At 62.7% G+C, this 14,011-nt stretch carries 11 protein-coding genes and 2 pseudogenes; 3 read left to right on the top strand and 10 right to left on the bottom strand.

Features of this window, described 5'->3' with window-relative positions:
- The first annotated feature begins 692 nt into the window (after window positions 1-692).
- Window positions 693-2,561 carry a DUF3857 domain-containing protein gene (locus tag F3J20_RS11325; protein ID WP_240162758.1) on the top strand — a complete coding sequence of 623 codons (1,869 nt, stop codon included), beginning with the start codon at window positions 693-695 and terminating at the stop codon, window positions 2,559-2,561.
- 151 nt (window positions 2,562-2,712) lie between these two features.
- On the opposite strand, the gene F3J20_RS11320 is transcribed toward F3J20_RS11325, so the two are convergent.
- A complete protein-coding gene (locus F3J20_RS11320) occupies window positions 2,713-3,621 on the bottom strand; it encodes a DMT family transporter (protein ID WP_167048507.1) in 909 nt (302 codons plus the stop codon).
- A 364-nt stretch (window positions 3,622-3,985) separates the two neighbouring features.
- On the opposite strand from F3J20_RS11320, the gene F3J20_RS11315 reads away from it, so the two are divergent.
- On the top strand, window positions 3,986-4,711 hold the full coding sequence (locus tag F3J20_RS11315; protein WP_167048647.1) for a helix-turn-helix transcriptional regulator: 726 nt from the start codon (window positions 3,986-3,988) through the stop codon (window positions 4,709-4,711).
- A gap of 500 nt (window positions 4,712-5,211) precedes the next feature.
- Here the strand turns inward: F3J20_RS11315 and F3J20_RS32545 are convergent, their stop codons facing one another.
- From F3J20_RS32545 to F3J20_RS11275, 9 genes and pseudogenes are all read right to left on the bottom strand, one after another.
- A complete protein-coding gene (locus tag F3J20_RS32545) occupies window positions 5,212-5,397 on the bottom strand; it encodes a YadA C-terminal domain-containing protein (protein WP_275692082.1) in 186 nt (61 codons plus the stop codon).
- Window positions 5,398-5,492: 95 nt separating this feature from the next.
- Window positions 5,493-5,806: pseudogene (locus F3J20_RS32540) on the bottom strand (hypothetical protein); the annotation flags it as partial.
- Between the two features lie 220 nt (window positions 5,807-6,026).
- Entirely contained in the window at window positions 6,027-6,473 is a 447-nt protein-coding gene (locus tag F3J20_RS11305) for an SRPBCC family protein (RefSeq protein WP_167048503.1), read from the bottom strand.
- A gap of 112 nt (window positions 6,474-6,585) precedes the next feature.
- The gene (locus tag F3J20_RS32085; protein WP_167048645.1) at window positions 6,586-6,978 is read right to left on the bottom strand and encodes a VOC family protein; all 393 of its coding nucleotides are present in this window, start codon (window positions 6,976-6,978) and stop codon (window positions 6,586-6,588) included.
- 114 nt (window positions 6,979-7,092) lie between these two features.
- Window positions 7,093-7,938 (bottom strand): annotated as a pseudogene (locus F3J20_RS32080) (DMT family transporter); the annotation flags it as partial.
- 167 nt (window positions 7,939-8,105) lie between these two features.
- On the bottom strand, window positions 8,106-9,125 hold the full coding sequence (locus tag F3J20_RS11290) for an alpha/beta hydrolase (protein ID WP_167048501.1): 1,020 nt from the start codon (window positions 9,123-9,125) through the stop codon (window positions 8,106-8,108).
- Complete coding sequence (locus F3J20_RS11285) at window positions 9,122-10,516, bottom strand: MFS transporter (RefSeq protein ID WP_167048499.1); 1,395 nt, start codon at window positions 10,514-10,516, stop codon at window positions 9,122-9,124. The genes F3J20_RS11290 and F3J20_RS11285 overlap by 4 nt, the downstream gene beginning before the upstream one ends.
- Complete coding sequence (locus F3J20_RS11280) at window positions 10,513-11,661, bottom strand: alpha/beta hydrolase (RefSeq protein WP_240159266.1); 1,149 nt, start codon at window positions 11,659-11,661, stop codon at window positions 10,513-10,515. Before F3J20_RS11280 ends, F3J20_RS11285 begins: the two co-directional genes overlap by 4 nt.
- Before the next feature lie 62 nt (window positions 11,662-11,723).
- Window positions 11,724-12,845, bottom strand: a complete 1,122-nt coding sequence (locus F3J20_RS11275; RefSeq protein ID WP_345889868.1) for a porin — start codon at window positions 12,843-12,845, stop codon at window positions 11,724-11,726.
- Between the two features lie 176 nt (window positions 12,846-13,021).
- On the opposite strand from F3J20_RS11275, the gene F3J20_RS11270 reads away from it, so the two are divergent.
- Complete coding sequence (locus tag F3J20_RS11270) at window positions 13,022-13,945, top strand: LysR family transcriptional regulator (protein WP_167048497.1); 924 nt, start codon at window positions 13,022-13,024, stop codon at window positions 13,943-13,945.
- Window positions 13,946-14,011: the final 66 nt, after the last annotated feature.

Raw genomic sequence — 14,011 nt, 5'->3', positions numbered from 1 at the left:
CCCTACGTCAATCTGGCTTCAAGACAGCGGATAGGTGCGCAGAGTTTGGCGCGCACAGCCTGCGTTGAACACTTCCTATCGCTCACACTGATGTTCCAAAAAGTCACAGTGCGCAAACGGAACTGCTGCGGCATCGACGTGCTGGAATGGAAGAGTCGTCAACCAGATCGAGAGGCTCAAACGCGCCACCAGCCTCTGCCTCGCGGGAAATCATACCGACTGCCGGATTTCCCAGAAGTTACCTGATAAACCCACACGAATTAATATTAAAAAATACATAAATACCATCTAAAAAATATTTACCTAAAATCATTTAATCCTTCAGAAAAACACCACAATAAAACCGATCTTCATTTTCTTGACACATATCCGGCGACTGCTAAAATAAACCGAAAATGCAAGCATTTCCGGCTTAAATAAGGCGTTACGATCCGTAAAAACCAGCTGATTCGATGAAATCCATTCGCCTTTCCAGTGCAATCAATCTCCCAACCATTTATTAATACAAATTCAATGCATCAAACATGGAAATTATCCATGCAATGTTAAATATACAGAAAGGAAATCGTTAAAAACGATACCAGTATGTTCGATGCGCAGTCATTAGCCGGGCCGGAAAAATCACACGCGAACCGTCGTCGCACCCAACCGGCCACGGCACCTTTTCTAACACGTTGCGAGACAGGAATTCCATGCGCGGACTGATCCCTTCCCTGTGTACGGTCGTATTGCTCGCGACTCATTGTGCCGCCGCGATGGCGGGCTTTCAGTCGAACATCACGAACCTCTCCGATGACATCGTGTATGACATCAGCGAGAACGGCGCCAGTACGCGGACCGTTGCGAGACGCGTGCGGATCAATACCGAGCAGGGTGTCGCGCAGAGCGGGCAGATTTCGCTGCGTTACAGCGAATCGCAGCAGAATCTGAAGGTCGAGGAGGCCTACACCACGACGAAAGATGGCGTGCGTCTCGATGTCACGCCGGACAGGATATTGACGCAACAAAGCCCGAAAAGCGCAGGCGCGCCGATGTTCGACGACGACGAGGTCAAGGTCATCGTATTTCCCGGCGTCGCGGTCGGCACCGTGCTGACGCTGCGCTACGAGTTGACCCGGAACAAGCCGCTGTTCCCCGGCCAGTTCTCGATGAGCGAGTACTTCAGCAACGCGATTCAGCGAGATTCGATGCGGTTGACCGTGCATGCCCCGGCGTCGATGGCGCTTCACGCGGACGCGATCGGGCTCGATGGCGGGCGGATCGACACCAACCAGCCTGACCGGCAAGTGTGGCAATGGACGCTGACGAATCGTCCCGCGCATCCGCCCGAGTTCGGTTCGGTCAGCAACCTCGACTACAGTCCGCGTGTAGTGATGACGACCTTCCCGGACTTCGCGGCTGCCGGCGCCGCCTATCTGGAGCGTGCGCGTCCGAAGTCGGCTGTCACACCGGCGATCCGATCCCTTGCCGACCGTCTCACGCAAGGTGTCGACGATCCGCGACGTCAGGCGGAAATTCTGTACGACTGGGTCAGCACGCACATTCGCTACGTCGCGATCAATCTCGGCACGGGCAGCATCGTACCTCACGAAGCGGATGCGATTCTCGCGTCCGCCTATGGCGACTGCAAGGACCACGTGACGTTGCTGGAGGCGCTGCTTGCGGCGAAAGGCATTGCCAGCGCGCCGGTGCTCGTCAATCTCGGCACGATGTACTGGCTGCCAGGCGTTGCCGATCCGCTCGCGGTATTCAATCACGCGATCACGTACTTGCCGGCCTTCAAACTGTTCGCCGATTCGACCGCGGAAGTTGCCCGCTTCGGCGTGCTGCCGGGTTCCGAACTCGGCAAACAGGCACTCCTGACGGATGATGGTACAGGCGCGGCCCACGTCATCACGCTGCCGCTGTCGACGCCCGACACCGGACGTGTGCAGGTCACCACGAAGATTTCGCTCGACGCGCAAGGCAACGGCTCCGGAACGAGCCGGATCGACAACACCGGTACGTTCGACTGGGCGGCGCGCCGGATATTGACCCCGTTGCCGCCCGGCACCGAGTCGCAATTTGCCGCACGCATGCTTACGCTAACGGGGCAGGACGGCTACGGTACCTATCTGCACGGCGATTTGCTCGATTTGCGCAAACCGTTCCAATACGAGACGCGCTTCACGTTGCCGGATTATGCGCAGCTACCGGGCCCGGGCGCTTTTCAGGTGCCGCTCGGCCTCGGCAGTTTTTCCGGAATCAGTACCGCGTTCGAGACGATCATGGTCGACACGCGCGACTTCGCGATGCCGTTCCCCGGACGCCACGTGACGGAAACCACGACCATTACGCTGCCGGAGGGCATCACGGTGCCAAGGCTGCCACGCCCGGCCGAAATCCGCTCCCCGCTCGGCACCTATACCTCGTCGTACCAGACCGACGGCCGGACCGTCACCATTACGCGCAACCTCGACATCAGTCTGCCGACCGCGCTGATCGAGCCCGCCCAGTATCCTGCGTTCCAGCAATTCGGGCGGGCAGTGAGGCGGGACTTGCGCACCGTACTCGTCTATTGACGGTACTGACGTGGTCCCACGGGATTAAGACCTGGCTCTGGCGCGCCGACGAAGCGAGAACGAAGCGATCCGTCTAACCGGGCTCGTACAGGGCGAGTGGTCGATTCAACACGTTTCGCGCCATCGACCACTCGCGTGAAGCCCGAACGCATCACTCCCGCACGACGGCCGACCGGCGCAGCACAGAGCGGCCGAGCCCCTGCGCAACGCCCACACCGAGCAAGGCAGTACCGCCGCCGAGCAGATGATAAAGATGCAGGTTTTCGCCGAGCAACACGATCGCGATCAGCGCGGTAGCAATCGGCAGCACGTTCATGAACAGCGCGCAACGGTTCGGGCCGAGATGCCTGACGCCCTGCATCCACAGATACGGAAGCACGACCGAAGCGAGCACGCCCGCATACAGGATCAGCGGCACGCTCGCGCGCGTCGGCAACGCTTCGGCGGCCGGCAGGCACAGCAGCATCGGCAGCATGAAGACGAGCGCGAACAGCGCCTGCAGGTACGTCGATTGCCAGGTCGGCAGACCGACGTGCCAGCGCTTGAGCAGCACGCCATACAGCGCGTAGGCGAGCGCTGCGAAGATCATCAGCAGATCGCCGAGATGCACGCCGTTCGCGAGCAGCGTCGCCGGATTGCCTTGCGTAATCAGATAGACCACGCCGAGCAACGACAGCATTCCGCCGCCGACCATACCGGACGTCGGCGTTTCGCCGAGCAGCACCGTACTCGCGACCATCGTCATCAGCGGTACGAGCGCGGTGATGATCGACATGTTGGTCGCGGTGGTGGTTTTCGCCGCTTCGTACGACAGGCTCTGGAACAGCGCCATCGCGAGAAAGCCGAGCACCGCGAGTTTCGGCAGTTGCGGCACGATCGCCGCGCGGTTGCGCCACGCCGGCTTCAGCATAAATACGCTCATCAGCGCGACGGCCAGCAGCAAACGGTAAAACGTGATCGCCGACGGGTCGATCGTGTGCGCCGACAGCTTCGACACGATCACGTTGCCGGCCCACAGCAGGATTGCCACAAACGGAAACAGGAAATACGATCTCTTCATGTCTTGCTCTGCTTTGATGTCGTTGATTGATATCGTTGAGACGGGATCGAAGCGGTGCGTTGATCGCTCGTGGACGCGGCTCGCGCACGGCTTCAGGGTGAAGTACCATCGTGCGCCCGCGGCCTCGCGGCTGTCTCACGTCAAAAAGTCTTTACCTGTCGTGAAACGGTCAAGTGAGCGGTCAAATAAGCAGTCAAATGAGAGATCACGCGGGCGATCGAAAGCGCACTCGACCGCGCATCCATCTGCCTGTTTCCATACCCTGTTGCCAGCACGAATGAACACGCGAACCCATTCCGATGCGCGCGGCGCGACCGACACGCCTGTCGCGCCCAACGCTCACGTGCCGTTCGAAAGCACGCCGATGCCGGTCTCGGCGATGGCGGCCTGGTATCCGCACGGCACCGTGATTGCCGCGCACCGGCATCGGCGCGCGCAGTTGCTGTATGCAATCGAAGGCGTCATGCAGGTCGAATCGGCGACCGGCTCGTGGGTCGTGCCGCCGACGCGCGGCGTGTGGCTCGAACCGGAAGTCGACCATTCGGTACAGATGAGCGGTGACGTGAAGATGCGCACGGTATTCGTCGAGCCGGGCGCGGCCACGCATCTGCCGGCGCGCAGTTGCGTGGTCGAAGTGCATCCGCTATTGCGCGAGCTGATTCTCGCGGCGATCGACATACCGCTCGACTACGCGGCAGGCTCGCGCGACGATCATCTGATGCAGTTGCTGCTCGCGGAGTTGAATGCGGTGCCGTTGCTGCCGCTTTATTTGCCGTGGCCCGCCGAGCGTCGGCTGCGTGAAGTCTGCGACAGTCTGCTCGCCGCCCCCGACGACAACCGCACGATCGGCGCATGGGCACGCACGCTCGACGTATCGGAGAAGACTTTTCAGCGCTGGTTTCAGCGCGAAACCGGTATCACGTTCGGACGCTGGCGTCAGCAGGCGCGTCTGCTGCTCGCGTTGAAGCACCTCGCTCATGGAGAGAAGATCATCGCAGTCGCGATGAATCACGGCTACACGAGCCAGAGTGCGTTCGCCGCGATGTTCAAACGGCACTTCGGGGTCGTGCCGTCGGCGTTTTACGCGTAGTGGCGCGTGGGACCAGCGAGGGCTCGACGGCGACCGTGCGCTGTATCCCCGAATGCTGACGCATGCACGCGTCGGCGCGCGGTCTGTGCAATCTGGGGGGGCCCGCTTTCTTCGCAATCTTCTTTGCAAGCTTGGGGTTGGATGGGGAAGTTTGAGGTTGACGCATAGCGGGCTTGACCGTTAGTTGCGTTAAAAAGTAAGCGTCTCTTGCCCCCCATAGATGCCCTTCACTGTTCGACTGGTATGCCATGTGTCGTCAGGGGCGATCTGCACCGAGCCTGGCTCTCTCAGATCAGGCCCATGCCGCGACCGAATGCGACGCACTGCTGACGGCCTCGATCGGCTTCGATCTCTCACGCAGACAAGCTCGCAAGAATCCGTGAAAAATCGACACGCTTGCCGATGCCCGGAAAAACTCGCAACGCCAGTCGACGTGCAACCCTTGCTGCGCGTCGACTGGTGCACCGGGCCTGGCTTGTGATCCGATTAATGGACGCCGCTCACCACTGCATCGCCGCCCCCACGCCAACTGTCGTCCCCGCCGCGCTGGTGCCAAAGCCGGCCTTGACCTTGATGCTCTCGGAAATGCGAGCCGTTCCGCCAATGGCAACGGCCTGATATCCCCGATAGCCGGCGGTGCCCACTCCCAATGAAAGCGTCTTGCCCGGATCGACTTCGGGAATCATGGTCAAGGCCGTCGCCGCGACAATGCCGGCATACGCATAGCGCGCGGTCGAATTGATTCCGTCCTGCAGTTGGGCGGCACGCTGGTCTGTGTAGGCAGCTTCGCCGTACCTCGTTGAGTCAGCGTGCCGTATCCTGACCAGTCCAGGCTTGCCGCAAACCTGCCGCTGCCGTGTCTGAATCATGCACACCGAACACAATACATCCGGCCTTACTTGCCATTGTCGGCTCCGGCAGCACGCATAGCGCTCCCGCCCCGACCATTTCCAATGCGCCACCGACGATCTGAAGTCCGCCCCAGAGCCGATTGGAGAGCATCTCCGCCTGGCTGATCGACTGGCGAGCCAGAACTGCCGCCAGTTGAGGTGCACTCAGTACGACACTCACGCCACTCGAGTCCTCATTTGACATTCACATACCCCTGTCGTTATTCAGGCAGCCACATTAGCCGCCAGGCACAGGGGTATGGAATGGGCGCAGGATGATTTTTCAGACTTCTTTGTGCGATTAGCGATAAGCCGCCGCGCGACACAGCAGTGCAGTAGTCCTCATATAGCCTATCGACGAAAACAAATAGAACCGCGTCATCTACCGCGACCAGTAGAACAGCACCTGATACCTGCAGACAACATCAATCAGGAATCTCCGGCTCAACCAGCTTCGCCAGTTGCGCCAGCGACTCCTGCCAGCCGAGGTAGCACATCTCGGTGGGAATAACCTCGGGAATACCTTCCTGCACGATGTTGACTTCGGTGCCGCACAACACCTGCCGCAACGAAATCGTCGTGTTCATCTCGCCGGGCAGATTCGGATCGTCGAAACGATCGGAGTAGCGAATCTTCTCGAACGGCACCAGCTCGACATACTCGCCGCCGAACGAGTGGCCGTTGCCCGAGCCGAAATTGCGGAAAGACATCTTGTACGTGCCGCCGACCCGCGCATCCATGTGATGAACCTGACACGTGAATCCGTACGGTGGAAGCCACTTCGCTATCGCATCGGGTTCGAGAAACGCGCGATAGATCCGTTCGGGCGTCGAGCGCAAGACGCGATGGAATTTAACGGTTCCGGTAGCCATGATGAGTTCGCCTTTCACGAGAGGGGTTGAACATACTCTCACGACGAGCCGGCGCTGCGGAGATCGACACCGCGAAGACCAGGAGAAACCCGTAGATACGTCTTACGCGCGTCTAATTCCGCGCGAGCGTTTGCCCGATCACGAAGCGGTGTCCCTCGGGTGTCGCGACGACGAATTCACGCATGGCGTACGGACGGTCCATCGGCGGCTGAAGAATACGCGCGCCTTTTTGCACGAGTTCTTCATGGAGAGCGTCCACGTCGTCGACTTCCATGTAACCGAAGTAGCTGTGATCGCCGATCGCGGACGGCGCTAGCGCGCCTGGACATGAGCCGAGCATGATCCGCACCTGCCCTCTCGACACGAGACGCCAGTCGGATGCGTCGGCCCATTCCTCGCGAAAGCCGAGCACGTCACGGAAATACGCCGCGCTACGGTCGAGGTCCTGGACTGCGAGGACATAGGCGAATGGCCTCAAGGTACTCGCGTTGTTCTGCTCCGACATGAAGGTGTCTCCGCACGGCAAGTGCGATGCGATTGCGCCGGGAGCGCGCGAACCAGGGCGATCAGCCGGACACGCTCGAAACGCACGCTTACGTACTACGCACCAAGCCAGCCGAAGCTTCCTTGTCGCGAGCGCAGTACCCACGAGAATGATCACACAGCCGATGAGTATCCTCGGCGTAATCTTCTCGTCGAGAAACAACGCGCCCCACGCCACGCCGAAGAGCGGAATCAGAAACGTCACCGACGCCGCATAGGCCGCCCCGACATGCTCGACCAGCCGGAAAAACAGCACGTAGGCAAAGCCCGTGCAAAGCATGCCCAGCGCGGCCACGCACAGCCACGTCAGCGGCATGACCGAATGCCGCGGCCATGACAGCAGCGCCAGAGGAATCAATACGATCGAGGCGAAGAACTGGCTGCCGAAAGCCACGACAAGCGGCCGAATACCCGCGAGGCGACGTTTGGAGTAGTTGACGGCAAAGCCGTAGAACAAGGTTGCGAGCAGCGCCGCGGCAATCGCCGGCGTGGCGCCCTGGATGCCCGCACTGAGCGTGTCCCACACCAGAATCACGACGCCGATGAGGCCCAGCAACAAACCGGGAAGCTGCCCGCGCATCATCGGAGACTGGAACAGCGTGGCGGCGATCAATGCGGCCCACAGCGGTGTGGTCGCGTTCAGTACCGAATCGAGCCCGGCGTTCAGATACAGCGTCGAATAAGCAAGCAGGCAAAACGGAATCGCGGAATTGGTCAGGCCGACGATAAACAACGGCCACCATCTCGCACGAAATTGCTGACGTGCTTCGGCGGCACGCAATGCCGGTATCAAAACCAGCGCGGCAATGCCGACCCGAAGCGCGATCAAGGCAATCGGCCCGAATTCGGGCGTCGCGACGCGCATGAACAGAAATGAAGCGCCCCAGATTGCCGCAAGCAGAAAGAGTTCGATAAGGTTCATGGCGCCGGAATCGGGTTGACGGGGACGGTCATGACTCGACTGTAGCGGAAGCGCGGCGACGACTCTGGCCGGATTCGGACATGTGCATCACCACGCACTTCGCCGCGCCTCTCAAGCAGCGCCTCTCAAGTAGCGCCTCTCAAGTAGCGCCTCTCAAGTAGCGACCCTCAGGCCCCTCGAACCGGTTCCCCAAACAATGCCGCCAGCCCGGCAGGCGAGCCGAATACCGCGTCGGCGTCGTGCCCCGCGCCGTCGATCTCGATCGTGCGGTGAGCGAAACCCTGCGGGTGCCGCTCGCCCATGTAGCGCGTATAGGCGCGGCCGCGCGCGAGGCGATGCGGTCCCTGGGCGAGCGCGGCACAGGAGCGGTCCAGTGCCGGGTGTGCCGGATCGCAGTCGTTAGCGCCCAGCAGCAAGGTCACGTCGCGATGCACATAGGCGGCTTCCAGCGCGGCGGCATCCGGCAGCGCGTTGCCGTCGCGGGCATAGGCCGGCAGTTCGTCGAGGCCGTATTTCCAGCGGTTGAAGCCGGCGCAATGCGCCTCGTCGTAGCGGGCGAAGCAGCTCGTGCCGAGCGGGCGCTGCGTATCGAAGTACACATAGGACGACGGATTGGCGATCACATAGCGCAGCGCCACGCCGCGCCCGGCGAGGGCCGCGTCGCCGCGCACCAGCACCGCGTAGCGCTGTACCACCTGGCCGCCACCCGAGTGGCCGGCAACCACGACTTCGCGCAAGTCCGGAAACTTCCGCGGGTCGGCCAGTTGGGCCAGCACCGTGTCGAGTACGTCGAAGGAACTGAGCGGGGCTGGCGCCAGCGCCGTGCCGCCGCCCATCCAGTCGATCCACTCCCAGCGCAACGTGGACGCCGGCAGATGGTGTGCGTCGACGTCGGCGGCAGCGAGGAATTGCGGCACGATCAGCAGCGTGTCCACCGAATTGCGGCCCGCGCGCGTCCGTGCGCGATGCGCCAGCTGGAAATACGCATCCGCGTTGCGCAAACGGCCGTGAATCAGAATCACCGCGCGCTCGACACCCGGCTGCGGCGCATTCCATTCGCCGGTCGCAAACAGCGGCACCGTGCCGCTGCCGCCCCTCGCCTCGACGGTCAGGTGCTGGGGAGCGACGACGCTAACAGGTCGTTCGTTGGGCGCGCGCTCGTCGTTCGCGGACAAAAACTCGGTCATGCAGGAGGGCTCCTTTTGGCCGCCGAAGCGGTCAGGCTGTCCGGTTCGCCGAGCCTGGCGCCGTACGGGCCGCGCCGGGCCCCGTAGACCAGCGCAAGCGAGACGAAGCCGGCAAAGATCAGATAGAACGCGGGCGTCAGGCTGCTGCCGGTGAGCCGCGTGAGCCAGGTCACGGTTAGCGGCGCGAGGCCGCCGAACAGCGTGACCGCGACGTTGTACGACAGCGCCACGCCGGACGAGCGGCTGCGCACCGGGAAGAGCATCGCCAGCATGCCGGGATGCGCGCCCGACATCGCCGCGAGAAAGACCGTCGACACGATCTGGGCGAACAGCAAACGCTCGGCCGAAGGCGCCGAGACCACGAAGGCGAACAGCGGCCACGCGCAGAGCATCCACGCGATGGTGACCGGATAGAACAGCCGGTAGGGGCCGTAGCGGTCAGCGAGTCGCCCGGACAGCGGAAACAGGAACAGGTTCAGCACGCCGCTAAGGAACGCTCCGCGCAACGCCACCGCCAGCGGCAGATGCAACTGCCGCTCGACATAGACGGCCAGGTACGAATGCCACACGTAGTTGGTGGCGGCGCCCACCGCGATCACCCCCATCGCGCAAATCGCGGCGCGGCCGTTGTTGCGGAAGAACTGCCGCAACGAGACGCGCGGCGGCGGCGCTCCGTTCTCGCGCAACTGCTGGAACTCCGGCGATTCGGCCACGTGATGGCGGATATAGAAACCGATCGGTCCGGCCAGCACACCGCACAGAAAGGGCACACGCCAACCCCATGCCACCAGTTGCTCATGGCTCAGCCAGGAAGTCAACAGATAGCCGGCCCCCGAAGACAGCAGCAGCGCAAACGCCTGGGCCGACATGTTGAAGCTGCCGTAGAACATCTTGCGGCCCGGCGGCGCGTACTCGACCAGCATGGCCGACGCGGTCGCGAACTGGCCGCCCACCGAAAGCCCCTGCAGCACGCGTGCCAGAACGACCAGCGCCGGCGCGGCAAGGCCGATGCGGGCGTAGCCTGGCGTCAGCCCCATCAGCAAGGTGCTGCTCGCCATCGAGATAATCAGCAGCGAGAGCGCCCGGCTGCGCCCCACACGGTCCGCATACATGCCCAGCAGGATGCCGCCGAGCGGCCGCACGCAAAAGCCGATCGCGAAGGTGGCGAAGGTCAGCATCAGCGACAGATAGCCGGTGCCGGTCGGAAAGAACACCTGGGCGATGATCTTCGAGAAATAGCCGTAAATCAGGAAGTCGAACCATTCGAGACCGTTGCCGAGCACCGACGCGAAGATGGCCCGCCGCACCATGGCCCGCGACATGGGTGCGGCGCCGCTGCCCGACGCCGTGCCCGCCGATGCGATGCCGGCTTCATTGCTGGCGGCGCTCATGGCTTGCACCCCGGCGTATCGTAGATGGCCGCCAACGCGCAGACCGAACCGAGCATGCGCGCGCCGTCATGGCCCACGCCGGGCACCACGTGGAAGCTCTGGTTCAGGCCCTGCGGATGGCGCATCTGCAAATAGCGAAAATACCCTTCGGCGCGCGCGACGCGCTGAGGCCCCTGGGCCTCGGCCGAACAGCTCTGGTCGAGCGCCTTCTGTTGCGGATCGTTATCGTCGCCGCCGACGAGGTAGTAGACGCGCCGCGTCGCATAAGTCGCTTCGAGTTGCGCGGCGGTGCGCTCGCTCAGATAGGCGGGACGCTTTTCCATGCCGTACTTCCAGTCGTTGAACGCGGGACAGGCCGCCGCGTTGCCGAAGGGCGCCGGCTTGCCGTCGGCATCGGGCCGCTCGGCATCGAAATAGGCATACGACGACGGACTCGAAATCACATAGCGCACGTCGATGTTCTCCTTCGCGAGCAAGCCCGATTCGCGCGCGGCCACGGCATAGCGCTGCACCACCTGGCCGCCGCCCGAGTGGCCGGCGAAGACCACGTGCCGCAGGTTCGGAAAGCGCGTGCGGTCGGCGAGGCGCTCGACAATCGCATCGAGCACCGCATAGGAGCTGAGCGGCGCCGGAGCCACGGCGTTGTCGCCGGCCATCCAGCCGTTCTGGTCCCAGCGCAGCAGATCGGCGGGTTCGTCGCGCATGCCGAAATCGAGCGTGGCGAGAAATTGCGGCGCGATCAGCAGCGTGCCGTCGACATTCGCGCCGCTCTCCCGCGCCGCCTCGCGCGCCTTCTCCGCGCTGCGGAAATAGGTGTAGGCGTTGCGCAGCTTGCCGTGAATGACGATCACGGCTCGCGTCACCTGCGGCTGCGGCTGGTTCCAGTCGAGCGACAGATAGAGCGGAAATTCCGCCCGGCCGGCCGGCGTGCCGGGTAGGTCGACCGGCATCCGCGTGTCGGCGATGCGCGACACGGGGCGCAGATGCGGGTTGTAGACGTGAGCCGGGTCGGCCAGCACCGCGCGGGCAGGCAGGCTGTAGGCGCCGGCAAGTACGGCCGCGGCGGCAACGGTTGCCGTCATCGACGCGGCGAAACGGCGAGGCGAAAGACGACGCGAACGACGATGGAATGGAACGCGGATCATGCGGGCTAACTCCTTCGAGGCGTCTCGCGACAGGCAGGACGCACCAGACGACGAGCAAAAAATCAGAACTTGTGGAACATGCCGATCGTCACGCCGGTCTGGTTCGGGCCAAAGGCGGTGTTATCGGTCGTGCCGACCGGCGTATAGCTGCCGTCCGCAAAACGGGTGGCCTGCGCGTAGGCGACCGTCGCATAGAGCGAGGTGCGTTTGGACAGCGCGTATTGTGTACTGAGCACGCCCATCCACGCATTCGACGTGCCGGGCACGCTGTTCTGCTCGTAATAGTAAGCGGCGGTCAGTTTCAGGCGACGCGCCACCGGATAACGCACACCGCCCCACCACAGCGCCTGGACCTGCGAGCTGCTCTTCGTCGGCGTGTACAGATAGTGTTCGTAGCCGGCCAGCAGGCGAGCCCGGCCGATGTCCTGGCGAACCGAGAAGCTCAGGTTGCGCGAGCGGGTCCAAGTGTTGCTCGAATTGATCGCGCCGTTGCGGTAATCGTAGGCAACCGCCGCGCCGAACGAGCCGCCGTCGTAGTCGAGACCGGCGCCGTAGGCCGCGCTGCTCTGGAACGATGCCGCGTCGCCGCCGAAGCTGTAAGCGGCAATCGCGGTGAGACCGCGGAAGCTGCCCACGTACTTGACCGAGTTGTTGTTGCGCGCGCGGAACGCAAAGCTGTCCTGCGAGCCGGTGGTCGGAAACCACGTGTATTGCTGCGCGAACATCATCGGATCGTAGCGCAGCAGGATGTCGTACATCGGGGTGTACTGCAGACCGAACGACAACGAGCCGTAGTGGTCGTTGGACAGACCCACCGCCGCCGTGCGGTTGAATATCGTGTTGGCGCTGGCGAAGGAGCCGTCGTTGGAATTGAAACCCGACTCGAGCACGAACCAGACCGAATTGCCGCCGCCGAGCGGCTCGGTCCCGCGAATGCCGAAGCGCGAATTGTGGATGCCGCCGGAATTCATCTGCACCAGCGAGCCGCCCTTGCTGCCCGCATGCGACAGAAATTCGACGTTGGCGTCGATCACGCCATACAGGGTGACCGAGCCGGGACCTGCCTCGGACGAACCGCTGGCGAGCGCCAGCGCCGGATCAGTCTCCTCGGCCTGGGCATGAGCGAGCGGAGCGACGGCCCAGCCGGCGAGCGCCAGAGCGGTAGCGATACAGGTCTTTTTCACGGGGGATCTCCTTGAATTGTTATCGGATGCCGCGACAGACACGCCTGCCGCGGGCTTGAGTTCACAAAATCGCAGCCATCCTAGCGTCGGCAGATATAGATGTAAAATACATATTTAATGAGGTTCGTATATTTATTAAATATGTCTCGCGACGCATCGTTTCTGGAGACGGGTTGATGGAGCTTCGACATTTGCGCTACTTCCTGGCCGTGGCCGAGGAAGGCCAGTTCACGCGCGCGGCCGAACGGCTGGCGATGCAACAGCCGCCGCTATCGCAGCAGATCCGCCTGCTGGAGGAGGAGGTCGGTTTCGATCTGTTCGTGCGACTGCCGCGCGGCGTGGAGCTCACCGAGGCGGGCAAGGCCTTCGCACAAAACGCGGAACTGGTGTTCGATACCTTGCAGCAGGGCCTCGCGCATGCGCGCCGGATCGCACAGGGCAAGCTGGGCACGATTTCCGTCGGACTCACGAGTTCAGCCGGTTTTCATCCGGCGACGACCGAGGCGATCCGCGCCTTTCGCGCCGCCGAGCCGGGTGTGGAGATCGAACTGGCCGAACTGAACGCGGCGGAGATCATCGAACGGCTGTCGTCGGAGCAGTTGCATGTGGCCTTTCTGCGCAAGCCCGTCGACACACCCGAGGACGTGACCTTCGAGCCGCTGCTGGACGAACCGATGGTGGTCGTATTGCCGGTCGGACACCGGCTACTCGCGGGCATGAAAAAGACGCCGCCGGAGTTGCCGCTCAAGGCGCTCGAACACGAGGACTTCATTCTCGTGCGGCGGCCTGGCGCGCCGGGCATGTATGCGGACATCCTCGCAGCCTGCAAGCGTGCGGGGTTTCTGCCGCGCGTGGCCCGCGAGGTGCCGCGCATGCTGACGGGCATCCATATGGTGGCAGCGGGTTTCGGCGTCACCCTGGTGCCCGCCTCGATGCAGCATTACGAGCATGCGAGCACCGTGTACTGCCGTCTGAACGAAGCGGCGAAACTGACTGCGCCGCTGTATTTCGCCTACCCGACAGTGATCCGGCACAATCCGGCTGCACTGCGTTTCGTCGAGTTTATGAAGACGCAGCGGCGTATGGGGGGGACGGGATAGGCGGTTGGGCGTATCGGCGGGGTGTTGGTTGACGGCGCATTATCTGCACAGGAAGATAGTCGAGAA

Origin of the sequence: Paraburkholderia sp. Cy-641 (assembly GCF_011752945.1) — a bacterium.
Lineage (GTDB): Bacteria > Pseudomonadota > Gammaproteobacteria > Burkholderiales > Burkholderiaceae > Paraburkholderia.
This window is presented reverse-complemented; position numbering and strand designations above follow the sequence as displayed.